This is a genomic window from Prevotella scopos JCM 17725 (assembly GCF_018127785.1).
GTDB classification, from domain to species: domain Bacteria; phylum Bacteroidota; class Bacteroidia; order Bacteroidales; family Bacteroidaceae; genus Prevotella; species Prevotella scopos.
The window spans coordinates 649,934-676,327 of record NZ_CP072389.1 but is presented as its reverse complement, the minus strand read 5'-3'; the positions used below and the strand labels follow the sequence as shown (position 1 = coordinate 676,327).

Below are 26,394 nucleotides of genomic sequence, written 5' to 3'. Positions count from 1 at the left end.
TGAAGATATGAAACGATATATTATTTTATTACTATCTGTCATTAGTGTTTGTCTTTTACAAGCACAACGAGTTCGGGTAGCTGCACCTAAACAAGTGACAGTAGGGGAGGAATTTCAGGTTGAATACATCGTATATACACAAGATGTACGTAGATTTCAATTAGGTAGATTATCAAACGGACTTGAAAAGGTGTTTGGACCTGCTACCTCTTCACAATCAAATTATCAATTCATTGACGGACACGCAAGTAGCTCGTCTTCAGTATCATTTACTTACGTCTTTATCGCAACAAAGAAAGGAAATGTAAACATTGGACCTGCTCATATTTTTGTTAATGATCAGGAACTTGCATCTACGCCTGTAAAGATTGTTGCTGTCAATGGACCTACAAATGCTGGACATTATGATTTGCACAATGATCAACGGACAGCATCATTAAAAGTTTCATCAAACGATTTATTTATAAAGGTAATTGCAAATAAGACCACTGTTTACGAACAGGAGCCAGTTCTACTTACTTATAAAGTTTATACAACAAAGAATTTGCGCCAGCTTATTGGTAAAATGCCTGACTTAGTTGGGTTCCATGTACAAGAAGTAGATTTACCACAACAAAAGACTTTCCATAAAGAACGTATTGGGAAGCGTTTATATAATTGTGTTACTTGGAGTCAATACGTAATGTATCCACAAATGACTGGAACATTGAATGTTCCACCTTTGACATTTCATGGAATCATCCAAGAATCAAACAACTTTAATCCTTTTGAGGCTTTTGGTATTGATGGAGGTAGCACCAATATCAAGAAAGATATTGTTGCACCAGGATTAGCTATTAAGGTTTTGTCTTTGCCAAATCGTCCTGCAGACTTCTCTGGTGGTGTAGGACATTTCAATCTATCTGCGCAATTAAATAAGAAAGAGGTAAAGGCTGGTAATCCTGTTACGATTCGCGTTGTTGTTAGTGGAGCAGGAAACTTGAAGTTGATTAAGAAACCTATCATTCAGATTCCTAAGGAATTTGAAGCATACGATGTGAAAGTTACGGATAAAACACAATTGACGACAAAGGGGGCAGAAGGAAATATGGTTTACGACCAGGTTGTTATCCCTCATCAAGAAGGCCTAGTCGCAATTCCTCCTGTAAAGTTCTGTTATTATGACTTAGCTCAGAAGAAGTATGTTACTCTTCAGACTTCTCCATTGGAGTTGAAAGTATCAAGAGGCGATGGTATTTCAAAAGATATTCTGACTGTTGATTTACCTAACGAAGATATTTTACCATTGAAGCAAGGTGATGGTCCAGTTGATAAAGTGGGTGATTACTTCTTCGGTTCGATAGTATATTTTGTCATTCTCATCTTGTTATTAGGAGCAGGTGGCGTCTTGTCCTTCTATTATCGTGATCGTTTTGCACACCGTGTAGATATGGTTTTGAAACGAGGTAAGAATGCCAATCGTATTGCTTCTAGTCGCTTACATGCTGCCGAGCTATTGATGTTAAAGAATAAGAATCTTGATTTCTATGATGAGGTTCTAAAGACATTATGGGGTTATGCCAGTGATAAGTTAAACCTTCCTGTAGAGTTATTATCACGTGATAACATCAGTGAACAATTTAGTAAAATTAAAGTTCCCTATGATGTGATAGAAAAATATATCTCTGCTATTGATGAATGTGAATTTGAGCGTTATGCTCCTGGTGATGAAAAAGGTAATATGAAGCGAACCCTCGATACTGCCCTGAAGGCAATAGCTGATATGGAAGAAGCTGTTAAGAAACTCAAACCTTCTAAGAAAAAAACATTAAACTTCTTCTTATTTCTTATCTGTATGTCTGCTTTCTCTTTGCAGTTATCTGCACAGATAAAGACGGATGTAGATAAGCTTTATCAAAAGGGAAATTACAAGCAAGCTGTTAAAGGATATGAGAATCTGTTGAAGCAAGGAGAATCTGCAGACTTGTATTATAACCTTGGTAATAGCTACTATCGTCTTGACAATATCCCTTATGCCGTGCTTTCTTATGAGCGTGCACTGCGTCTTGCACCAAGTGATGAAGATATTCGTTTCAATCTTCAGTTGGCGCAATCAAAGACAATTGATAACCTAACACCAGAGCCAGAGATGTTTTTCGTTACATGGTATAAGGCTTTGGTTAATTTTATGAGTGTTGATAATTGGGCAATCTTAAGTCTGGTTTGCTTGTTTATTTCGCTATTGGCACTTGTTATATATCTTTTTATCGAGATTGACTTTCTCAGGAAGTTGTCAAAGGTTGTGTTGCCGCTTTTCTTTTTCTTCTTCATTATCAATTCATTCTTCGCCATCCAGCAAGTCTCTGAGTTAGATTCTGAATCTCATGGTATCATTATGACGCCTTCAGCTGTTGTAAGAAAGATGCCTGATCCAAAGTCGGACGAAGCATTTATCCTTCATGAAGGTTCAAAGGTGAGAATTACTGACAATAGTATGAGTCAATGGACTGAAATCAAGTTGAGCGATGGGCGTCAAGGCTGGATTAAAGCAGAAAATGTTGAAGCTATATAAATCCCTATCAGTTGACCTTCATTTATAAAACCAAATAATGAATTTAGACGTTTTAAGAGCACTCGATAAATCATTATTACTCACTTTTAATGGGAGTAATAATGTTTTTATGGACTATTTCGTCCTGACTGTGACTTCTGCTTACACATGGATTCCACTTTATGCGTCTTTGCTTTATATGGTTATAAAAAACAATGAGAACTGGCAGAAGATTATGCTTGTTATCGGTATTGTGGCATTGGGACTTCTCATTGTAAATGGTGTTAACATCGGTATTGTTAAACCATTGATAGCTCGTCCCCGTCCACTCAATAATGCTGATTTGCAAGGTATGGTTATGACAGTGAATTATTATAATGCGAGTGGCTATAGCTTCTTCTCTTCGCATACAGCAAATGCTTTTTTAGTTTCTGTCTTCTTTTGTTTGTTGGTACGTGATCGTATCTTTACTTTTTTTATGATAACGTGGAGTGTTATGGTTTCGCTCTCACGTCCTTATCTTGGCGTTCATTATCCTTCTGACGTACTTGTAGGAATGATATTTGGCTCAAGCGTCGCTATTCTCATTTATTTTTTATACCTTCGCATTTATATTCGTTTTAGTGACAAGTTGCACTATATTTCAACGAGATATACACGAACAGGTTATAGCTTTGCAGATATTGACGTTATTATCTGTGTGCTTATACTTTCATTTATTTATGCGGCTTTCCGTGCCGTTTTGTCAATATAAATAAAAATTATGTCTGAAGATACAAAGCATATATGCATTTCTGATTACAATTATTCTCTTCCTGATGAGCGTATTGCCAAATTCCCTTTAGCAGAACGCGACCATAGTAAGTTATTGCTTTATAAGCATGGAGAGGTATCAGAGGATATCTTTTATAATCTTCCCGAATATTTGCCTACGGGTGCTCTGATGGTTTTCAATAATACGAAGGTCATTCAAGCACGTATGCATTTCCGTAAGGAAACGGGTGCACTTATAGAGATTTTCCTTATGGAACCAGCACAACCAACTGATTACGAGTTGATGTTCCAGACTAATCACGAATGTGCTTGGCTTTGTATGGTCGGTAATCTTAAGAAGTGGAAGGAAGGAGCCTTGAAGCGTGAGTTTGAAATCAAGGGACATAAGCTAACACTCACCGCATCAATGGATCGAGAAAAGGTTCATGAACAAGCAGGTGGAACAAATCATTGGATAAACTTTGAGTGGGATAATTCAAACGTCTCATTTGCTGAAATTCTTGAAGCTGTTGGAGAATTGCCTATTCCTCCTTATCTTAATAGAGCGACAGAAGAAAGTGATAAGGAAACTTATCAAACCGTTTACTCAAAGATTAAAGGCTCAGTGGCAGCCCCTACGGCTGGACTTCACTTTACCGATAGGGTGTTGAGGGCACTTGATGAGCATGGTATTGATTGTGAGGAACTTACCCTTCATGTTGGAGCTGGGACCTTTAAGCCCGTGAAGAGTTATGAGATCGAAGGACATAGCATGCACACTGAGTTTGTTGTGGTTCGACGTCAAACATTAGAGAAGTTGCTTAAACATGGATATCAAGCAATTGCTGTGGGTACAACTAGCGTAAGGACATTGGAGAGCCTTTATTATATGGGCGTAAAACTTGTTCTTTCACCAGATACGAATGAGAAAGAACTTCACGTTAATCAATGGGAACCTTACGATTTGCCACATAATTCAGAAGGATTGGTTGAGAAGGATGGGAAGGTAATAACAGTGGAGGATGCCATCCATCATCTCCTGGCTTATCTGGATAAAGGTGGACTAGATGTGCTACATTCAAGTACACAGATTATTATTGCGCCTGGTTATTCATACAAGATTGTTAAGGCACTTGTTACGAATTTCCATCAGCCTCAATCAACGCTATTACTTTTGGTAAGTGCTTTCCTAAAAGGAGATTGGCGTAAAGTATATGACTATGCTCTTACTCATGATTTTCGTTTTCTTAGCTATGGTGACTCTTCGTTACTAATACCCAAGGAGTGATGGTGATTTACTATATATTTCGCTATAGAAAATGTAGATTAGATTGTCAGAATAAGCATGGTGGTCATTAATATCTAACCGCTTGGATATTTGCATGCAATGAATTGGACATATAGGTCCAAGAGATTGGAAAAGGAGTTTTTTAAAGAGTGAACTTCATCCAATGATTAAGGATAATCATGAATTTTAAGAAGAAATTAGATGAAAATAGGAGATAAAGTTAGATTTTTGAGTTCTACAGGTGGTGGAATCATTGCTGGATTTAAAGGTAAGATTGTTCTTGTGGAGGATGAAGATGGTTTTCAAATCCCAACACCAGTCAATGAAGTTGTTATCGTAGAAGATGCCGCTTCTGATCGTGCAAAGTTGCGTATTGACCAACAGCAACGTAAGATGGAGAAAGGAGATGATAATCGAAGTATTAAACAACGTCTTACGTCTAATAATACAGATGGGGATGAAGTTGGAGACGATTGGCGTGATGTTGATTCAACCATATTGCCTGATGATGATCCTTCTACCAACTTTGAAGCTCCTGTAAAGGAACGTGTTGGCGGTGATGAGTTGTCTGTTTATCTTGCTTTTATCCCTACAGATATAAAGACTCTAACAACAACGCATTTTAAGTCTTATCTTGTCAACGACTCTAATTATTACGTCCATTTCTCTTATTCCTTGAAACAAGATGAGAAGTGGGTTTTGAAAGCTGTCAACGAATTAGAGCCTAACACCAAATTACTTATTGAGGACTTCACGCTTGCCGACCTAAATGAAATGCTATATGGATGTGTTCAGCTTCATAGTTATAAAAAGGATAAACCTTTCATGCTGAAGCCCACTTGTGACTTGAAAGTAAAGATAGATGCGGTAAAGTTTTATAAGCTAAATACTTTTCACGAGAGCGTATTCTTTGAACACCCCGCTTTGGTCTATACTTTGGTTGAGAAGGATAAACCTGCTCAACACCCAATGTTAGAACCTTTGACAAGAAAAACTGAAGAGGATGCTGAAAAGCTGAAAACTGGATATTCCTCTCCGAGTCGTATCACAAAAGAAGATATTGACAAGAAGACAGATGAACTTGCAAAACGCTATAAGTTTGAGCGTACGAAGTCAGCAAAGCAGATTCTTAGTGATAACAAGATTATTATTGACCTTCATGCCGATGAACTTCTTGAAACGACAGCGGGTATGACAGCAGGTGACATTCTTGAATATCAGTTAGATGTCTTTCGTCGTACACTTGACCAATACAAGGATCAACATGGGAAGAAACTTATCTTTATTCACGGTAAAGGAGAGGGTGTATTACGCCGAGCCATCATCCACGAACTTAATTATAAATACAAGCATTATTCTTATCAGGACGCGTCCTTTCGTGAGTATGGCTATGGTGCTACCCAAGTAACAATTAAATAAAATAACGATTTTCTATATGAAACATGGATTAATAAAGGTTGCTTCAGCCATTCCTGCAGTAAAAGTTGCAGATACGAAGTTCAACCTTATAGAAACAGAGAAGCAAATTGCAATAGCTGAAGGACAAGGTGTAGAGATAATTGTGTTCCCAGAACTTTCAATCACAGGATATACTTGCCAAGACCTTTTCCAGCAACAACTCCTTCTTGATGATGCTGAACAAGCTGTTCTATCCTTACTCGACTTTACTCGTCAGTTGGATGTCACTGTTATTGTGGGTGCACCAATTGCTGTTGGTGCCTTACTACTTAATTGTGCAGTGGTCATCCAGCAAGGTAAACTCCTTGGAATTGTGGCTAAGACCTTCCTCCCTAACTATAGTGAATTCTATGAGAAACGATGGTTTGCATCTTCACAAGACCTTCGTCCTCAGCACATTCACTTTGCCGGAAATAGGATTCTCGTAACACCAGAGTTACAGATTTTCCGTACGTCAGAGGGAGTGTCATTTGCTATAGAAATCTGTGAAGACTTATGGGCACCGACACCTCCAAGTAATCATCTGACCTTGGCAGGAGCAGAGATCATCTTTAATCTTTCGGCCAGCGATGAACTAGCAGGAAAGCATACTTATTTGAAGTCGCTTCTTGCACAACAGAGTGCTCGAACGATTTGCGGATATGTCTATAGTAGTAGCGGATTTGGTGAGAGTACACAAGATTTAGTCTTTGGAGGTAATGCACTGATCTTCGAAAATGGTTCTCTCATTAAGCAATCTGAACGTTTCGAAATTAACCCACAACTGATTATATCTGAGATTGATGTTGAAAACTTGCGTGGTGAACGAAGAACTAATAGTACATTTGTAAACGCTCAACGTCCTGTAGCTACGGGGTTAGCTGGTGTAACAGGTCAGATAGGAGAACTTGCTTTACATGTAGATTGTATGCCACCAGTCAATGACCATAAGTTTATGTTAACACGTGAATTCAACCAGCATCCTTTTATTCCACAAGATGAAAATATGCAGGATGCTTGCGATGAAATCTTTAACATACAGGTTAACGGATTGGCAAAAAGACTAGTACATACTAATTGTAAGTCGGCTATCATAGGTATCAGTGGTGGACTTGATTCAACACTTGCCTTACTTGTGACCATTAGGACCTTTGATAAGCTTGGACTCGATCGTAAAGGGATCGTTGGGGTTACTATGCCTGGATTTGGAACAACTGGACGAACCTATAAGAATGCAATGGCTTTAATGGAACACCTTGGGATTACCATTCGTGAGATTAACATTAAGGACGCTGTTTTACAGCATTTCAAAGATATTAATCATGACCCAGAGGTACATGATGCAACGTATGAGAATGCTCAAGCACGTGAGCGTACGCAGATCTTAATGGATTTGAGCAATCAGATGAACGGACTTGTCATCGGTACGGGCGACCTCAGCGAACTTGCCTTGGGATGGTGTACCTATAATGGCGACCACATGAGTATGTATGCCGTGAATGCTGGTGTTCCTAAGACGCTAACACAGTATCTTGTGCGTTATGCTGCCAATAATACGAAGGATGAGAATGTGCGTCAGATATTAACCGATATTGTAGAAACACCAATCTCTCCAGAGTTGAAGCCTGCTGATGCAAAGGGAGATATTACCCAGAAGACAGAAGACCTTGTTGGTCCATACGAACTTCACGACTTTTTCCTCTATTATGTTCTTCGTTGTGGTTTCCGTCCATCGAAAATCTATTGGATGGCACAAAATGCTTTCCGTGGAGTTTATTCTGATGAGACAATTCTTCATTGGCTGTGCCTCTTCTTCCGAAGATTCTTCTCACAGCAGTTCAAGCGTTCGTGCTTGCCTGACGGACCGAAGGTGGGCAGCGTGAGTCTTTCGCCACGTGGCGACTGGCGTATGCCTTCAGATGCGATGTCAACCAACTGGCTCAATGAGTTGGAAGGACTGTCATGAAACGAATAATCATTCAACTTATCCTCTTACTGATTCCTCTGTGCACGCCTGCGCAGGGGAATCTGCCTTTACTTCCATTGTCTGTGCTCGAATTACTTCAATATCAGGTGCAGAAAGGGAAGCGGGCGGTTGCACCTTATCTTTTTAGTAAGTATGGACTCAGACGAATCCCGACAGAGTTAGTGGCTGATGACACACGTCAGTTATGGGGGTGGCACGTCAGTCCTAACATGGAGTTTGACCAATCAAAGCAACCTTTCTACAGGCTCTTTGCTAAGAAGGATAACTCAAGCCTTGCAGTCATTGACGATAGGGGAGGAGCGTTGCAAATCGTCTTTTGGAATAAGGGGTATTATCGTGCTTTGGTGTCTGGGCTTCAGTCGCATGGCTATCAGCTGCAGCAAGTCAAGCCAGCGAGTAATGTGCTCCGTTTTCTTCGAGCGGGTAGTTCTCTAATCGTTGATGTAACTGTGTGGCCAGATATGTATGTTATTGAATTTTATAACTAACTAAAGTTTCCCACCCTTTGAAACACTGTCTTTTCTCACCCACTTTTGCTTGTCGTCCCCCATATCCATTGACTTTTAACACATGACTAACAGAAGTTATGCAGACTGCCCACATACTTCATCCCACTTTTCCAATGCTTCAGCCATTACAAGGATTTTGCTCATCTCTTTATCGTTTTCGCTGATTGTAGCCATAAGCTGTTGGGGCGTCACCCCAAGCGTTTCTCCTAAAACACGAAGAATGCGTTCGATACAGGCAAGAACTCGCTTCCATAACGTGAGTGCCATAAGGTCAGCCTCCATATTCGAAAAGAGTTCGCCCATGGTTTGGTATTCTGTGAACCTCTTTTCCAAAGCCATAACGGTATATGTAAGGTAACATAGCGTTGCATCGGCTATCTGACCATTGAAGTCGCAACCTTGATAACCTCCTAATCCGAGATACTGCTTCGTCTCTTTGTTCATCACCTCTATGTTCCATCTAATCTGATACACTTCAAAGGCTTTTACGAAAGACATCGTAGTATCCGTAGTGAGTAAGACGTTCCACGTGGAGTTTCTACCATACTTGATGAGGAAGATTCTGACAGGTATATCTCCTAAGTTGCCGTTGAGTTGAATATATCGACATTTATACTTACGACAGCTCTTTCCTCGTTCGCATTTATAGGCGGCAATGAGTTCTGCTGCATTTTTCTGGCTCTATAACGAATCGTGTGGGTAATTCGTCATAGAGCCTAAAAATATTGTCAAAAAAAGTATAGCCTTCAACTAAATAAGACTCGCAATTAACCTTAGTTTTAATTCACTTAATGCACATTAAATCCCTACCCTTACATATACAGCAATGGTGTTAATCCTCCGCACATGTGGTGCATACCATCCGCACCATTGGTGCTAAGCATCCGCACCACATGTGCTAAGCCCCCGCACCAAACCGGTGGAATATCAACACACAACCCACACGATTCGTTATAGAGCTATTTTTCTTCCTGCCTGACACAGTGTATTTCGTCTTTCCCATTTTAGCAAGTCCGACAAAGTGCATTGCACCTTTACCTATGCTTCTAACACACGCCATAAGTTGCTCGCAAGTAAACCAACTATCGGTAATCACATACTTCGCATGCTATTCCATCTTCCATCCACGGCGAAGCATATCCATGGTGACTTCCAGCCTAGACATTTTACACTCTTGAAAGCGCTTAAAATCTGGGCTGCCATTATTTCTCTTGGTATGATATGCCTTTCTGAGTTGCTGTTTTATTAGCCCGCAGTCGCCTTGTTTTCCCTTTTCTTGATGCAGTGAAAAATCAAAGGGTATGGTTGTCTTGCCGTCAAAGAATGCACAAAGTAACAGTTTGTAGCCTAATACACATCTGCCTTTCACATGGTCGAAAACACGACTGATACCTTCCATCCTCACACCACTCTTCTCAAGTACTGTGTCATCTATAATGAAACATGTCGTGGTGCCTGATTGAGGAGCTTCGCCATACTTGCGCAACAGGCACATATAACGCAGGGCAAAGTGGTTCATCAAGCGTCTCCAATCCATCTGCGGGCGAATCATCATCCGATAGAAACAGTTCTTACCATGATTTGAAAGCTCATATATCTTATGTTTGCATATGCTGTGAATACTCTCACCTACAATGCGGAAGAGGCAAAGAGAAAGGATTAACTCCGAAGCCGAAACTCCAACCTGTTTTTCCAATGACAGGCGAGATAACAGGTGACCAATGCCAAACTTGCCAAAAAGATGAAATAAATCATCACTCATTCGGTTTTTAACACTCAAAAGTTTGGATAACTCACTTATTTTCTCTATTTTTGCTTCCATAATAGTTTTGTTGTCTTGTCTTTAAAATCAGTTGTTTTGCGATTACTAATTTACAAAGAAAATTCGACAAACTGTTATTTTTCTATCTATTTTTGAAGGTGGGAAACTTTAGTTAAGCAATCTATATCACCGACCATCTACGCCAGACTATCTTATGAGAAACGGACTACTTTTGTTCTTAATGTTATTATTTTGCTGCAGTAATGTACATGCAAAAGATGACGCAATCCCTGTTCAAGGGCGAGTGCTTGATAACATGACGGGAGCTGGAGTGCCAAGTGCCAAGGTTTACCTAATGACCTTAGACAGTGTTGTTATAGATAGCTTGATAGCCGCACCTGCAGAGGCTGGAGAATATGCGGGCTTCTATCAATTTAAAAATTTGACGAAGGTTGGGAATTATATCGTGCGGGCAAGTGCTGATGGGTATGAGGACGGCTATATGCACTTTGCGTTGAGGAGTAAGCGAGAGTTTTCAGTATTTGTAAAGTCAATACGATTGGCAAAGGCGCACGAATTAGCAGAAGTGACCGTAAAGGCTACAAAGGTTAAGATGGTTGTTGCGGGCGATACGATTGTTTATAATGCTGATGCTTTCAACCTTGCAGAGGGGAGCATGCTCGATGCGCTAATTAGCAAGTTGCCAGGCGCACGACTGACCAAAGATGGGCAAATATTCGTCAATGGCAAGTATATTCAAAGCCTTTTAGTCAACGGACGAGAGTTTTTCAGTGGAAACCCAATGTTGGCATTGGAGAATCTACCTGCCTATACGGTTAATAAAATCAAAGTTTTTAACAAGTCGGGAGCAGCTTCAAAGTTGGCAGGACGTGATATGGGCGACAAGAACTATGTGATGGATGTAAAGCTGAAGAAGGAGTATGCCGTAGGCTATATGGGTAACATTGAAGCTGGTGCAGGTTCGAACAACAGATATAAGCTACGTGGCTTAGCCATAAAGTTCTCTGACAAAGAACGTATCGGAATATTTGCCAATAGCAACAACCTTAACGACAATCAGCGAGCGGCACTCAATGGCGAGTGGAGTCCACAAGATGTAGGGAGTGGATTGCAGACGACTAAAACGGTTGGTGCTCAATATATACGCTTTTTAGGAAATGAATTTTCTTGGTTCGACCTTAGTAGCCTTTGGAATCATACAAATACTGATGACGAATCTCTCTCTTCAAAACAAACGTTTTTATATGGTGGAGACTCTTATCAGCATAGCAGATATAAGTCGTTAGGAAGCTCTGATAATTGGACTGCGGGTAGCAATTTTTGTATCCAAAAAGATAAATATTATACGATTAATAATCTTTCCTTTTCCTATGCCCATAGCCATGGCCTGAACAACAGCAATATCGAGACGTCTGACAATCAATCGTTGCTTAACCGTATGTTGTCGGCAAATAGCCTTGAATCGAAGAATATAGATTTCAACCTTAAAAATAGCAATGGAATAAGTATCATAGCTGATATGATTAGGTGGGACTTTGGAATCAATTATAATCGTAACACGCAAAAGACATTTTCCCTACAGGATTTGACCTATCTACAGCATAGTCTTCCCTGCGATTATCGTAATCAATATATAAACCGCCTTAATCAAAACCTTAAGTTGTCAGCTGGTATCAGTTATAATTGGACTTTTAGAAATATCAGCTTACAACCTGAGTATAATTACGCATATTCTTATATAAAAACGGATAATCCACTCTATCGTCTTGATAAGATTTCTGGACGTGATAGCAGCTTGTTCGATAGATTGCCCTCTGCCACAAACATCTTGGCTACAGTCCTTGATAATAGTAATACTTATCACTTTACAGAATATCAAAATAGTCATCGCTTTAACTTCTGCTATAGAGACTTGCATAGTAAACTCTTGAAGTGTGAGATAAGTGTAAATCTGCCTGTTCGTATAGTTCATGCCAACCTTTATTATCAACGCATGGGACGACACGATGTGTCTCGGCAGAGTATATTCTTTGAACCTAATATATGGTTAAAGGGTAACGCATGGGAGATAAAAGCTAAGATGAATTCTGAATTACCTGACCTTACAACGATGGTTAATTATCGTGACGATAGCAATCCTATGAATATCATATTAGGCAATACGCAGCTTCGTAATATTCATTATTATGACATAGAAGGTGGTAAGACATTTGAGGGGAAGAAACATAGTCGCCTTAACATTAATACGGGTTATCATCAAACGGATAATGCTGTGGCTTATAGTCTTGTATTTGATAAACAAACAGGTGTTTCAACCGTTCAGCCCATTAGCGTAAATGGTAATTATCACATTGATTTAGGAATAGGATATACTCGTCCGCTGGATAAAAAAGAGAAATTAAGTATTGATAATCAAGCATCTTTTAACTATAATCATAACGTTGACATGGCAATGGTACAAGGGGCTACACAAAGTCAACGAAGTATTGTAAATAACTGGAAGATAAGTAACGTCTTGAAACTTAATTATCGTCCCGATGATAACTATGAGTTCACACTTCATGGCGGAGGTACATATTATCTTATCAAGAGTCAGCGTGAGGGATTTAGCAATATTTATGCAGGAGATTATAATATAGGTGTGAATGTTCAGGTAGCTTTGCCTTGGAAACTACAATTAACAACTGACCTAACAATGTTTGCTCGCCGTGGTTATCAGCTCTCAGAGATGAATACTACTGACTGGATATGGAATGCACAACTTAGTCGCAGTTTCATAAATAAGAAACTTTTAGTTAAGTTGCAAGGCTTTGACATACTCCGTCAGCTCTCTAATACTCAATACTTAATGAACGCACAAGGAAGAACGGAAACATGGAATAATAGTATTCCACGATATATGATGTTGTCTCTGTCATGGAGATTTAATGTAAATCCTAAAAAGAAATAAACGCTTCAAAATAATAGGTCTTGATAACATTTTTTCGTTATAAGCTCTTTGTGGTATCAAAAAACATTCGTATCTTTACACCTTGAAAAAGTACGAAAACGGCTCAGAAAGGAAATAAAGGCTATTGTGGGCAATTTTAGTCTTATGGGGATGAGCTCGTTAAAGTGATAGAAATTTATAACAGAAAAAAATATATAATGGACGAAAATCAAACAATTGATCAGGACAGAATTATGAAGATCAACATCGAGGAGGAGATGAAAAGCTCCTACATCGACTACTCAATGTCGGTGATTGTGGCACGTGCCCTCCCTGATGTTCGTGACGGTTTTAAGCCTGTTCACCGCCGTATCCTCTTCGGTATGCGCGGTATCGGTAACTTTAGCAACCAGCCTTACAAGAAGTGCGCCCGCGTTGTCGGTGAGGTACTTGGTAAGTATCACCCACATGGTGACTCTTCTGTTTACGGTGCGCTTGTGCGTATGGGGCAGGATTGGAATATGCGTTACAAGTTGGTTGATGGACAGGGTAACTTTGGTTCTGTCGATGGTGACTCTGCTGCTGCGATGCGTTATACTGAGTGCCGCCTCTCAAAGATGGGTGAGCACGTTATGGACGATATCGAGAAGGATACGGTTGACATGGTCAACAACTTCGACGATACGTTGCGCGAACCAGCTGTGATGCCTACAAAGATTCCTAACCTGCTTGTTAATGGTGGTAATGGTATCGCTGTGGGTATGGCAACAAATATTCCTACGCATAATCTTGGCGAAGTTATCGATGGATGTTGTGCTTATATTGATAATCCAGAGATATCTACTGATGGTTTGATGGAGTTTATTCCTGCTCCAGACTTCCCAACGGGTGCTTATATTTATGGTCTTCAAGGTGTTAAAGATGCCTATGAGACTGGTCGTGGTCGTGTGGTTATGCGTGCCAAGGCAGAGATTGAGAGTGATGAGAGCCATGATAAGATTGTTGTGACAGAGATTCCTTATGGAGTTAATAAGCAGCAACTTATTGAATATATTGCTGACCTCGTGAAGGAAGGCAAACTTGAAGGAATTTCTAATGTTAACGACGAGACGGGCCGTCAGGGTATGCGTATCGTTGTTGACGTGAAGCGTGATGCGAATGCAAACGTTATTCTGAATAAGCTCTTCAAGATGACAGCTTTGCAGAGTTCTTTCTCTGTAAACTGTATCGCATTGGTAGCGGGTCGTCCACGTCTGTTGAGCCTTCGTGAGTGCATTAAGTACTTCGTTGAGCATCGTCATGACGTAACCATCCGTCGTGCTCAGTTTGACCTTAAGAAGGCACAAGAACGTGCACATATCTTGGAGGCATTGATTAAGGCTTGTGACAATATTGACGAGGTTGTACGTATTATTCGTGCCAGCAAGACACCTTCTGAGGCTCAGAAGAACCTTGAGAAGCGTTTTGACTTCGATGAGCTTCAGTCAAAGGCTATCGTTGACATGCGTTTGTCACAGCTGACTGGTCTTCGTCTTGATCAGTTGCATCAGGAGTTTGAGGAATTGATGCAAACCATCAAGGACTTGCAGGAGATTCTTAATAATCCTGAGCGTTGCAAGGAGGTAATGAAGGAAGAGTTGCAGGAGGTTAAGGAGAAGTATGGCGATGTTCGTCGTACAGAGATTATCCCTGATGAGCATGAGTTTAATGCTGAGGATTTCTATCCTAATGACCCTGTTGTTATTACTATCAGCCACCTTGGTTATATCAAGCGCACACCGCTTGCAGACTTTAAGGAGCAGGCGCGTGGTGGTGTAGGTTCTAAGGGTGCTCGTACTCGTGAGAAAGACTTCACCGAATATATCTATCCAGCAACAATGCACCAGACAATGCTGTTCTTTACTCGTAAGGGACGCTGCTACTGGATGAAGTGTTATGACATCCCTGAGGGTGATAAGAACTCAAAGGGCCGTGCTATTCAGAATATGCTCTCACTTGAGCCAGGAGATTCTGTTAACGCATTCTTGCGTATTCAGGGCTTGGATGATGACGCCTTCCTCGATTCTCACTATGTAGTATTTGCTACAAAGCAGGGTATCGTTAAGAAGACTTCACTCCGTGCTTACTCACGCCCTCGTACCAATGGTGTGATTGCTATCAATATCAACGAAGGCGACGAGGTGGTAGATGTTCGTTTGACAAATGGTCATAACGAACTTATCATTGCTGACCGCAATGGTCGTGCTTGCCGCTTCGATGAGGAAAATATCCGTACAATGGGTCGTGTTTCTACTGGTGTACGTGGTATGCGTCTGGACGATGACGGACAGGACGAGGTTATTGGTATGATTGTTGTTAATGATCCAGTTAACGAGACTGTTATGGTTGTATCTGAAGAGGGTTATGGAAAGCGCTCACAAGTTGAAGACTACCGATTGACTAATCGTGGCGGTAAGGGTGTTAAGACACTGAATATTACGGATAAGACTGGTAAACTTGTTGCTATCAAGAACGTTACTGATGATAATGACTTGATGATTATCAACAAGAGCGGTATTGTTATTCGCATGTCAGTTGCTGAGTGCCGTGTTATGGGTCGTGCAACGCAAGGTGTACGCCTTATTAACCTCGCAAAGAAGAACGATGTCATCGCATCAGTATGTAAGGTGATGAGTTCTGAGATGGAGTCAGAGGTTGAGGAAGAAAACAACGAAGAACTTCCAAACAACGCTGAGAATATCGAGAGAGAGGCATCATCAGCAGATAACACTGAGGTAACACCAGTTGATTTCGAGTAAGATATCGGGGGTACAAGTTGATTAGTTGACAAGTTGGCGGGTTAACGGGTTGACAAGTTGACAAGTTACTTGTATCAAAGTTCTTAGAATCAGCGGTAATCATAATTATGAATTATGAATTCTGAATTATGAATTCTGAATTAACATAGAATTATAAACCTTTTAATAAAGATCACTAATATGAAGAAGTTAATGTTCGCAGCATTGATGTTACTCAGTACATCTGCTGCATTCGCTGGTGACAGCGAGCCACTAAAGGCTATCCTTAAAGCACAGAGCTATGCAGAGGCTGCAGAGCTCATAAAGGCTAACATTGGACAGCTTACAGACAATGCTGAGAAGGCAAAGGCTTATGACAAGCTCTATCAACTTGCAATGAAGAAGGTAAGTGCAGAGCAGGGTGTTCAGCTTGAAAACCAGACTAACCAGCAGATGGGTAAGGAAGGTAACAAGGCTGTTGATGAGAAAGGTCTCTACGAGGCTGTAGGTCAGGCTTTCGATGCTGCTGAGGAGATTGTTAAGTATGACAATATGCCTAACGCAAAGGGTAAGGTTAAGCCTAAGTATACAGGTATTGCTGATGAGCTCTATCCACTCCGTGGTCAGCTTATCAATGGTGGTATCTTCTATCAGGGTGCTAAGGATGATGCAAATGCTTATAAGTATCTTGCTCGTTACGTAGACTCTGCTGATGAGCCAATGTTCTCAAAGTTTGATAAGTCTAAGGATGAAAACTTGAATGAGATTGCTTACTTCGCAACTTATTATGCTTATCAGAATAAGGACTACAAAAAGGCTGAGAAATATGCTGAATACGCTGTAAAGAGTAAGGACCGTGGTAAGGATGCAAAGCAGTTGCAGTTGGCTATTATGGGTGCACAGCTTAATAGTCGCCAAGACTCTGTAGCTTATGCAGACAAGCTCGCTGGTATCTATGCCCAAGATCCTGATAATGATGCCGTATTGACAACTTTGACATCTATCTATAGCTCACTTGGTATGCAGAACAAGGCAGAGGAAATTGTAAACGCTGCCCTTGCAAAGAACCCTAACAGCTATGGTGCGTTGGTAATGCTTGGTCAGTTTGCAAGTCAGAAAAAGGAATATGACAAGGCTGCTGATTACCTTTCAAGAGCTTTGGCACTTGCTAAGGATGACAACGCAAAGATTGCTATCAACGCATCAATCGGTCAGTGCTGGTTCTATAAGGCACAGGATCGTGTAGCTGCAGTTAAGGGTGTATTATCACCTGCTGCACGTGCGCAGTTTAATGAGGTATATAATAAGGCAATTACCTATCTTGAAGCTGCTAGAAAGCTTGATACGCTCAAAGAGCAAAAGAGCTCTTGGGCTTACCCACTTTATGGTTGTTACTATTTTGTAAAGGGCCCACAGGCTCCAGAGACATTGGAGGTTGCAGCTATCGCTGGCGTTCAATAATTATTAGTTTTTACATCACCCTCTTATATGATCACTTTTCTTAGGTCATATAAGAGGGGATTTTGTTTTACTAAATTGTAGTTAATGAAAAGAGTACTAATACTGATTATTTCTATTCTTTTAAGTTGGAATATTTCTGAAGCACAAGAAGCATATCAACAGGCTGAGTCTTTTAATCGTCTTGCCAAAGATGCTTTCTCCCGTGTGGAAAAACATTCGAATAGGGATTCTGTAGCTATCTTCAAAGCCGTTGTTGATGGTGTGGAATATTCATTGAAAAGTGACGAATTTGACAGAATGCCTAATCGAAAGGGAAAAGTTAATCCTAGGTTTGCGGAGGAGAATAAAAATCGTTTGGCAATTTTGCATCCAATGCTAATTGATGCAGGTAAGTATTTCAGCAAAGGAAGTTATACGAGAAATGAAGGACTTGATGCTTTAAAATTATATCTGGAAACGCGTAAGTCTCCATTGGTAAAAGATAATATTGATGAGTCGGGTGTTGCTGCCTACTACATTGCTTATTATTACCTTAAAGCGCATGATTTACAGAAAGCTGATGAATATGCCGATATTGCTATGCAATATGATGAGACAGCACAAGGTGCTGCAGAAATTAAGGCACAATGTATGCAAAGCAAAATGGTGACAGAAGAAGATTCGCTACGTTACCTATCTGTTATACAGCGTCTTTATCGTACCGACCCAACAAATGATAAGTATTTCTCATGGATAATGAAGTTTTACCAGCATCCTACACCTAAATTTAATATCGAAGATTTTATTGATAGAATGCTTGAAGAGAATACAAACTCAGTAATCCCTTGGATTCTAAAAGGTGAAATTGCCATGCATGCAGAGCGTTGGGAAGAAGCCATTGACGCTTATAAACATGCAGATGAGATTGATCCAAGTAGTATTCCTGTTGCTTATAACATTGGTGTTTGTTTGAATACGATAGGATTAGCAACACGTGAGGATGTTATTGAACGAAGAAAAAAGAAAGAGAACGTGTCTGATAATGAATATATGAAATATTTTTCTGAAGCACGCATCTATCTTGAACGTGTGAGGGCAAAAGATCCACGAAGGAATAGAGTTGACTGGGTTGGGCCGTTACATTTGGATTATACGATATTGAATGATAAAATTAAAGCTGAAGAGCTTGAACCTCTTCTAACAAATTTTAAATAGTGAAGTATTCAAAGTTATTTTTATTATATATTTGTTTGCTCTTCTCAATTACAGGCTTTGCCCAGAAGAAGCAGCTTCAGATTGTACGTGATCAGATAAAAGCTGGAAAAGAACTCACGAAGGCAGAAAACACACTTCGTGGGTTACTGGCTGACTCTACAAATAGGAAGAATAGTAAAATATGGCTTCTTCTTTGCGATGCGTTGACAAAACAGTATAACCAGGGTAATGAAAAATTATACCTAAAGCAAAAATATGATACAGCGGCTTTCTTCTCTTTAACAAGAAAATTATACGAAACAATGTCAAGTTTTGATTCATTGGATGCAAAGTCTGATGCAGACGGAAAGGTTCATGCAAAATATAGAACAAAGCATGCTACTTTTCTGAATTCAATTCGTCCAAATCTTTTCAATGGTGGGTCGTATTTTGTTCATAAGAATGATTACAAGACAGCTTTTGATTATTACAGCGATTACTTGATGTCTGCAAAGTATCCTCTCTTTGAAGGTTATGATTACATGCAACATGATGCACTCATTCCCCATGCGGCTTATTGGGCAATGTTTTGTGGATATAAATTGGGAGATGCAGATAAGATTATGCGTTTCAAGGAGCAAGCAGAACGTGATACTTCAATGTTGAATTTTGTTAGACAATACGAAGCCGAAGCATATTTAGTTAAGAAAGATACGGCTATGTATGTAAAGTCTTTGCAAGCGGGGTTTGAACAGTATCCAAACTTCTCCTTCTTCTTCCCACGACTCGTAGAATATTATGCAAAGATTGGAGAACATCAAAAAGCATTGGAAATCACAGAACGTGCTTTGAAAGCCGATTCAACAAGTCTGCTGTTCCGTTTTGCAAAGAGTACAGCATTGCTCAACCTTGGAAGATACAACGAATGTATTGAGATCTGTAAGCAATTGATAAAAGACAACGAATCTTATGCTGATGCATATTATAATATAGGACTCGCTTACTTTAATCAGGCTATAGAGTTGAATAAGGATAGACAAAAGTATCGTGCTAACAAAGAAAAGATTATAACATTATATCAACGTTCTAAACCCTATATGGAAAGATACAGAGAGCTTGCACCAAATGCAAAAAGTAAATGGTTAGCTCCTTTATATACAATTTATTTAAATCTGAACATGGGTAAAGAATTTGATGAAATTGATAAGATAAGAAAGGAGAAATAAATATGCACAACGATATTCTTACAAAACTCGGAATTACGCTTAATGTGATGCAGGAAGCTACCGCAGGTGCAATATTGCATACGAACAAAGATGTTGTGGTAATGTCACCGACAGGCTCTGGCAAAACTTACGCTTACCTCCTGCCATTAATTCAACGTTTAGATGCGTTATCAGATGAGTTACAAGCAGTAGTTTTGGTGCCCGGGCGTGAATTAGCATTGCAGTCTGCTAATGTTCTAAAGGATTTGGGAAGTGGTCTGCGTTGTATGGCATTATATGGTGGTCGTCCAACAATGGAAGAACATCGTGTGCTGAGAGATGTTAAGCCACAGATAGTCGTTGCTACTCCTGGCAGATTAAACGACCATCTTGATAAGTTAAATATCAATGCCGAGACAATAAAGTGGCTTGTCATTGATGAGTTTGACAAGTGTCTTGAATTTGGCTTCCAAGACGAAATGATGAGTATTCTAAGCAAACTACCGAATATAGAAAGAAGAATCCTACTTTCTGCAACGAAGTCAGATTCTATTCCAAAATTTGTTTCACTTGGTAGAACCATTCATCTTGATTATCGCATAGAGGAAGAGAATATTCCTGATCGTATTCGTCTCTATACGGTTACAAGTAATGAAAAAGATAAACTTGAAAGCTTAAAGAAACTGCTACTATCTTTAGGGGATAAGAGCAGTATTGTTTTCTTGAATTATCGTGACGCTGTAGAACGTACAGCAGCATTCTTGAAAGAGAATGGCTTTACAATAAGCTGGTTTCATGGTGGGTTGGATCAACGAAAGCGTGAAGCTGCACTTTATAAATTCTCGAATGGATCTGCACCGATACTTGTTAGTACAGATCTGGCTTCCCGTGGATTGGATATCCCTGATGTTGATAATATCATACATTATCATTTCCCAGAAACGGAAGATAGCTATGTGCATCGAGTAGGGCGTACAGCGCGTTGGGATAAGGAAGGTAGAACTTTCTTTATTCTTGGTCCTGATGAGCATTTACCAGAATATGTCAACAATGATTATGAGGAGTATCAGCTTCCTGTATCATTACCTAAACCTGCTCTTCCACGAATGGGGACTATATATATAGGTAAAGGAAAGAAAGATAAGATTTCAAAAATGGACATCGTTGGCTTCCTATGTAAAAAAGGTGGTTTAAACTCGTCGGATATTGGGAAGATAGATATTAAGGATCGTTTTACTTATATTGCAATAGTAAGTACAAAAATAAAAAAAACAATTTCCTTGACTAAAGGTGAAAAAATAAAGGGTATTCGTACCGTTGTGGAAGAAGTAAAGTGATACATTAAACAATGTGTCACTTTCTATTAGTATGCTCTAACCACGTGTATTGAATTACTTATTTCGTATGTTGAAAAAAAACTGATTTTTATTTGGATGTATGAAAATAAAAGCGTATCTTCGCATCGTTGTCTATAGAAAACCTATTACAATATTTAATACTGATAATAACTATAAAACATAAGTCAAACTTAAACTAAACAATCAGATGAAAAAGTACAATTTTGGTGCTGGTCCATGTATTCTTCCACGTGAAGTAATTGAAAAAACAGCAAGTGCGATTTTAGATTTTAATGGTATTGGTCTCTCTATTGCAGAAATCAGTCATCGTTCAAAAGATTTCCAACCAGTTATGGATGAAGCAATGGCTTTAGTAAAGGAAATTCTTAATGTTCCTGAAGGCTATTCTGTGCTCTTCTTGGGTGGTGGTGCATCACTTGAGTTCTGCATGATCCCTTTCAACTTCTTGGTAAAGAAGGCTGGTTATTTAAATACTGGTGTTTGGGCAAAGAAAGCAATGAAAGAAGCAAAGTTGTTCGGAGATGTTGTAGAAGTTGCTTCATCAGCTGATGAGAACTACACATATCTTCCAAAGAACTTTGATGTTCCTACAGATTTGGATTACTTGCACATAACAACTAATAACACCATTTATGGTACAGAGTATCACAAAGATTTGGATGTTTCAGTTCGTATGATTGGTGATATGTCTTCTGACATCTTTAGTCGTCCTGTAGATGTTTCTAAGTATGACTGCATCTATGGTGGTGCACAAAAAAACCTCTCTATGGCAGGTGTTACATTCATTATCATTAAGGATGATGTTCTGGGTCGTGTACAGCGTGAAATTCCTACAATGTTAGATTATCGTACACACATCAAGAAGGGTTCTATGTTCAATACTCCTCCTGTAGTACCAATCTATACAGCTTTAGAGAACCTTCGTTGGATTAAAGCAAATGGTGGCGTAGAAGCAATGGAGAAACTTGCGAAGGAGCGTGCTGATATTGTGTACGATGAAATCGATCGCAACAAGTTGTTCCGTGGTACAGTTAAGTGTGAGGAAGATCGCTCTTACATGAACATCTGCTTCGTTCTTAACGATGAGTATGCTGATCTTCAGGATGAGTTCTTCAAGTTTGCAACAGAAAGAGGTATGGTTGGTATCAAGGGTCATCGTGATGTAGGTGGTTTCCGTGCAAGCTGCTACAATGCTATGTCAGTTGAAGGCTGCAAGGCTCTCGTTGAAACAATGAAGGAATTCGAGGCTAAGCATTAAAAATAATTAGACTTAGCAGTGGGTCATATTCAATCTGCTAAACTTTATAATATCTAACCAAAATATTAAGACTATGAAAGTTTTAATTGCAACTGAAAAACCGTTTGCACCATCTGCTGTGCAAGGTATCACAAATGAACTAAAGAATGCAGGACATGAAGTTGTTTTGCTTGAAAAATATACAGATAAGACTCAATTGCTTGATGCAGTGAAAGATGCTGATGCAATGATAGTACGTTCTGATAAGGTTACTCCTGAAGTTTTGGATGCTGCTAAGCAGCTGAAGATTGTTGTTCGTGCAGGTGCAGGTTACGATTCTATCGACACTGCATATGCAAAAGAAAAGAATGTTGTCGTTGAAAATACTCCTGGTCAGAACTCAAATGCTGTTGCTGAACTTGTATTTGGCATGTTAGTATATGCTGTTCGCAACTTCTTCAATGGTAAGGCGGGTACAGAGTTGAAGGGTAAGAAGCTGGGTATTCTTGCTTTTGGTAACGTTGGTCGCAATGTCGCACGTATCGCTAAAGGTTTTGATATGGATGTTTATGCATTTGATGCATTCTGCCCTGCTGATGCTATTGAGGCTGCTGGTGTACATGCTTGCAAGACACAGGATGAGTTGTTCCAAACATGTGATGTTGTATCACTCCATATCCCAGCAACACCTCAGACTGTAAAAAGTATCAATTATCGCCTCGTAAACTTACTCCCAAAGAAGGGTGTACTCGTAAACACTGCGCGTAAAGAGGTTATTGATGAAGAAGAATTGATCAAATTGATGGCTGAACGTGAAGACTTGAAGTTTGTCACTGACATTATGCCAGACGCTGATGCTGAGTTTAAGAAGTTTGAAGGTCGCTACTTCTCTACACCAAAGAAGATGGGTGCTCAGACTGCTGAAGCAAACAATAATGCTGGTATTGCTGCAGCAAAGCAGATTAATTCTTTCTTTGCGACAGGTGATACAAAATTCCAAGTAAACAAATAACTTTTTAATAGATAAGGGTTGATTGCCTTGGTTTATAAACAAGGTTAGGCCCTCAACCCTTTTATTATTTTCTAAAGATTAATACTATGGCAGTTATCAAACCTTTTAAAGGTGTTCGCCCTCCAAAAGACTTAGTTGAGTCTGTTGCTAGTCGTCCATACGATGTATTGGATTCTGAAGAAGCTCGCGCTGAAGCAGGCGATAACGAAAAGAGTTTATATCATATCATCAAACCTGAAATCAACTTCGAGGTTGGTACAAGTGAATATGATCCAAGAGCCTATAATAGTGCTGTTGAGCAGTTCGATAAGTTCCAAGAAAAAGGCTGGTTAGTTCAAGATGATAAGGAACATTATTATATTTATGCACAGACTATGAATGGCAAGACTCAGTATGGTCTTGTTGTCGGAGCTTTGGTTGATGATTATCTAAATGGTAATATCAAGAAGCATGAGTTGACGCGTAGAGATAAAGAAGAGGATAGAATGAAGCATGTGCGCATTTGCAATGCTAACATCGAGCCAGTATTCTTTGCTTATCCTGATAATAAAGTTCTTGATGATTTGTTGGCTCGTTATGCAGCTACAAAGCCTGAATATGATTTCGTTGCTCCTGATGATGGCTTCAGACATCAGTTTTGGGTTATCACAAATGAAGATGATATCAAGACAATAACAGAAGAATTCAAGAAGATGCCTAGCCTTTATATCGCTGATGGTCATCATCGTTCAGCTGCAGCAGCATTAGTTGGCGCTGAGAAGGCTAAGAACAACAAGAATCATAAGGGCGACGAGGAATATAATTACTTTATGGCTGTATGCTTCCAAGCAAGTCAATTGACAATTCTCGATTATAATCGTGTTGTCAAAGACCTAAATGGCATGGAAGTTGCTGAATTCTTAAAGGCTTTGGAGAAGAACTTCACAGTAGAGTTAAAAGGCAAGGAAGAATATCGTCCTAAGAAACTTCATGAGTTCTCAATGTATCTCGATGGCAATTGGTATAGCTTAGTTGCTAAACCTGGTACCTACGATGATAATGATCCAATTGGTGTTCTTGATGTAGATATTTCAAGCAGACTGATTTTGGATGAACTGATGGGTATAAAGGATCTCCGTTCAGACAAACGCATTGACTTCGTTGGTGGTTTGCGTGGCCTTGGTGAGTTGAAGCGCCGTGTAGATAGTGGTGAAATGCGTTGGGCATTAGCACTCTATCCTGTTTCTATGCAGCAGATTATGGATATTGCTGATAGCGGTAAGATTATGCCACCAAAGGCAACATGGTTTGAGCCTAAACTTCGTTCTGGTCTTGTTATCCATAAGCTGGATTAAAACAAGATTAATAATTTTAAATGGATAGCGATAAATATAAGACTATAAAAGAGAAAGCGATTAGCGAGGGATATTACTCTGAAAAGCGGAGTAAGTTCCTCGCTTTTGCACATCATGTTGATTCTGTAGAAGATGCTTTGAAGATTGTAAAAGAATATCGAAAGAAGTATTTTGATGCTCGTCATTGCTGTTATGCTTATCGAATAGGCTACGATGGTACAGAATTTCGTGCAAATGATGATGGAGAGCCATCTTCAACAGCTGGTAAGCCTATTTTAGGACAAATCGACAGCTATGGATTAACCAATACGCTGATTTGTGTTATTCGTTATTACGGAGGAATAAACCTGGGTACTGGTGGTTTGATTGTTGCTTATCGTGAAGCAGCGGCAGATGCTTTAGCAAATAGCGAGATTGAAGAAAAATTCATAGAGGAGGAAGTAAAATATACATTTACTTATCCGATGATGAATGATGTCATGCGAATTATTAAAGAAATGAATCCTCGCATTGTTAATCAGGTATTTGACAATACCTGCGAGGTTGTTCTTTCTATTAGAAAAGGGCAGGCAGAAGAACTGCGTACTCGATTGAAGAAACTATCATTTGATTGATACCCAATTTAGGAATGATAAAAAATGTAGGACACAAAATCTATTATTAATACAACCAAAGTTAGATAACAGAAAGCTTATACAATGACATAATTGAATTTAAAAACAGACTGATATGACTTTACATGAAGCTATTATTTACGTATTAGAAGGCTATGGTTCTGCGATGAGCTCTGCTGAAATAGCAAAAAAAATATTTGACAAGAAATTATATCTGCAACAGGCAGGTTCTATGGCTCCAGCCAAACAGATAAGAGCTCGTGCAAGAAAATATCCACAGTTTTTTATTATTGAAGACGGTAAAATATGCCTTAAAACATCTTTGGACTTCACTGATAGTCAAAAGAATAAAACGTCAATTAATCTTTGTCAGTTTACGTCCTCACCATTTCCTAAAAGCAAATGTAAAGAAAATTTGCCATTTATCTCTCAAGAAGTGTCTTCTAATTTTAAACAGGGACTTGCTCCATGGGTAAATGAGAAAACCAAGGTGCTCATCTTAGGTACTATGCCTGGAGATATCTCTATCCAGCAGCAGTCCTACTATCTTAATCCACGCAATGCGTTTTGGAAGATTATCAATAAACTTTTCAATTCAACAAGTAGGTTAGAAAAGAACCGTTCATTTCTTAACAATATCGGTATAGGGCTATGGGATGTTTATAAGGAAGGTTTAAGAAAAGGTAGTCTTGATACAGGCTTCATCGGCAACCCTTCCACAAATGAGATAAAAGACCTACTGAATAAATATCAATCCATTAAAAGCCTTGTCTTTAATGGTCAAAATACATATAAGGCTTTCCTAAAGGCAATTGGCAAAGTTAATATACCATGTTATGTCTTTCCGTCAACGTCTTCAGCCTATAGTCGAATGACATTCGAAGAGAAGTTGAAAGTATGGACTAAACTAAAGGAGTTGCTGAAATGAAATTCTAACAAGTTGACATCAGTCTTACATTCATTTATTTTTTCGGACGTCAAGCTACGCAGTGTTTGTAAACTATTTT

17 protein-coding genes and 2 pseudogenes are annotated in these 26,394 nt (G+C 39.4%); 17 read left to right on the top strand and 2 right to left on the bottom strand.

All coding sequences use genetic code 11. The features are described 5' to 3' along the window. Positions 1-7: 7 nt before the first annotated feature. The 6 genes from J4856_RS02490 to J4856_RS02465 all read left to right on the top strand — a co-directional run bounded on the left by J4856_RS02490 (position 8) and on the right by J4856_RS02465 (position 8,483). Complete coding sequence (locus J4856_RS02490; protein ID WP_025837202.1) at positions 8-2,551, top strand: BatD family protein; 2,544 nt, start codon at positions 8-10, stop codon at positions 2,549-2,551. Between the two features lie 37 nt (positions 2,552-2,588). After that, entirely contained in the window at positions 2,589-3,284 is a 696-nt protein-coding gene (locus J4856_RS02485; protein WP_025837204.1) for a phosphatase PAP2 family protein, read from the top strand. A gap of 9 nt (positions 3,285-3,293) precedes the next feature. Further along, on the top strand, positions 3,294-4,571 hold the full coding sequence (locus tag J4856_RS02480; RefSeq protein WP_065368054.1) for an S-adenosylmethionine:tRNA ribosyltransferase-isomerase: 1,278 nt from the start codon (positions 3,294-3,296) through the stop codon (positions 4,569-4,571). Positions 4,572-4,772: 201 nt separating this feature from the next. Beyond that, the gene (locus J4856_RS02475; protein WP_025837207.1) at positions 4,773-5,990 is read left to right on the top strand and encodes a DUF2027 domain-containing protein; all 1,218 of its coding nucleotides are present in this window, start codon (positions 4,773-4,775) and stop codon (positions 5,988-5,990) included. Positions 5,991-6,006: 16 nt separating this feature from the next. Beyond that, a complete protein-coding gene (locus tag J4856_RS02470) occupies positions 6,007-7,974 on the top strand; it encodes an NAD(+) synthase (protein ID WP_025837209.1) in 1,968 nt (655 codons plus the stop codon). Then, a complete protein-coding gene (locus J4856_RS02465) occupies positions 7,971-8,483 on the top strand; it encodes a hypothetical protein (protein WP_025837211.1) in 513 nt (170 codons plus the stop codon). Before J4856_RS02470 ends, J4856_RS02465 begins: the two co-directional genes overlap by 4 nt. 96 nt (positions 8,484-8,579) lie before the next feature. Here the strand turns inward: J4856_RS02465 and J4856_RS02460 are convergent. Together J4856_RS02460 and J4856_RS02455 are read right to left on the bottom strand one after the other, a co-directional pair. Continuing rightward, a pseudogene (locus J4856_RS02460) lies at positions 8,580-9,182 on the bottom strand (IS4 family transposase); the annotation flags it as partial. 277 nt (positions 9,183-9,459) lie between these two features. Further along, positions 9,460-10,326: pseudogene (locus J4856_RS02455) on the bottom strand (IS4 family transposase); the annotation flags it as partial. Positions 10,327-10,480: 154 nt separating this feature from the next. Here J4856_RS02455 and J4856_RS02450 point away from each other — a divergent pair. The 11 genes from J4856_RS02450 to J4856_RS02400 all read left to right on the top strand — a co-directional run bounded on the left by J4856_RS02450 (position 10,481) and on the right by J4856_RS02400 (position 26,315). Next, positions 10,481-13,237 (top strand): hypothetical protein, encoded by a 2,757-nt coding sequence (locus J4856_RS02450; RefSeq protein ID WP_025837214.1) that lies wholly within the window; start codon positions 10,481-10,483, stop codon positions 13,235-13,237. Between the two features lie 197 nt (positions 13,238-13,434). Then, entirely contained in the window at positions 13,435-16,014 is a 2,580-nt protein-coding gene (gene gyrA / locus J4856_RS02445) for a DNA gyrase subunit A (RefSeq protein ID WP_065368053.1), read from the top strand. A gap of 180 nt (positions 16,015-16,194) precedes the next feature. Further along, positions 16,195-17,454 (top strand): tetratricopeptide repeat protein, encoded by a 1,260-nt coding sequence (locus tag J4856_RS02440; RefSeq protein WP_025837215.1) that lies wholly within the window; start codon positions 16,195-16,197, stop codon positions 17,452-17,454. Positions 17,455-17,538: 84 nt separating this feature from the next. After that, entirely contained in the window at positions 17,539-18,648 is a 1,110-nt protein-coding gene (locus tag J4856_RS02435; RefSeq protein ID WP_025837217.1) for a tetratricopeptide repeat protein, read from the top strand. Continuing rightward, on the top strand, positions 18,648-19,853 hold the full coding sequence (locus J4856_RS02430) for a tetratricopeptide repeat protein (RefSeq protein ID WP_025837219.1): 1,206 nt from the start codon (positions 18,648-18,650) through the stop codon (positions 19,851-19,853). Before J4856_RS02435 ends, J4856_RS02430 begins: the two co-directional genes overlap by 1 nt. A gap of 2 nt (positions 19,854-19,855) precedes the next feature. Beyond that, entirely contained in the window at positions 19,856-21,169 is a 1,314-nt protein-coding gene (locus tag J4856_RS02425; RefSeq protein WP_025837222.1) for a DEAD/DEAH box helicase, read from the top strand. A 208-nt stretch (positions 21,170-21,377) separates the two neighbouring features. Then, complete coding sequence (gene serC, locus J4856_RS02420) at positions 21,378-22,448, top strand: 3-phosphoserine/phosphohydroxythreonine transaminase (protein WP_065368052.1); 1,071 nt, start codon at positions 21,378-21,380, stop codon at positions 22,446-22,448. 73 nt (positions 22,449-22,521) lie between these two features. Next, a complete protein-coding gene (locus J4856_RS02415) occupies positions 22,522-23,439 on the top strand; it encodes an NAD(P)-dependent oxidoreductase (protein WP_025837225.1) in 918 nt (305 codons plus the stop codon). An 86-nt stretch (positions 23,440-23,525) separates the two neighbouring features. After that, positions 23,526-24,773, top strand: a complete 1,248-nt coding sequence (locus tag J4856_RS02410) for a DUF1015 domain-containing protein (RefSeq protein WP_025837227.1) — start codon at positions 23,526-23,528, stop codon at positions 24,771-24,773. Between the two features lie 20 nt (positions 24,774-24,793). After that, on the top strand, positions 24,794-25,387 hold the full coding sequence (locus tag J4856_RS02405) for an IMPACT family protein (protein ID WP_025837229.1): 594 nt from the start codon (positions 24,794-24,796) through the stop codon (positions 25,385-25,387). 115 nt (positions 25,388-25,502) lie between these two features. After that, positions 25,503-26,315, top strand: coding sequence for a DNA-deoxyinosine glycosylase (locus J4856_RS02400; protein ID WP_025837231.1), 813 nt, complete (start codon positions 25,503-25,505; stop codon positions 26,313-26,315). The last annotated feature ends 79 nt before the right edge of the window (positions 26,316-26,394 follow it).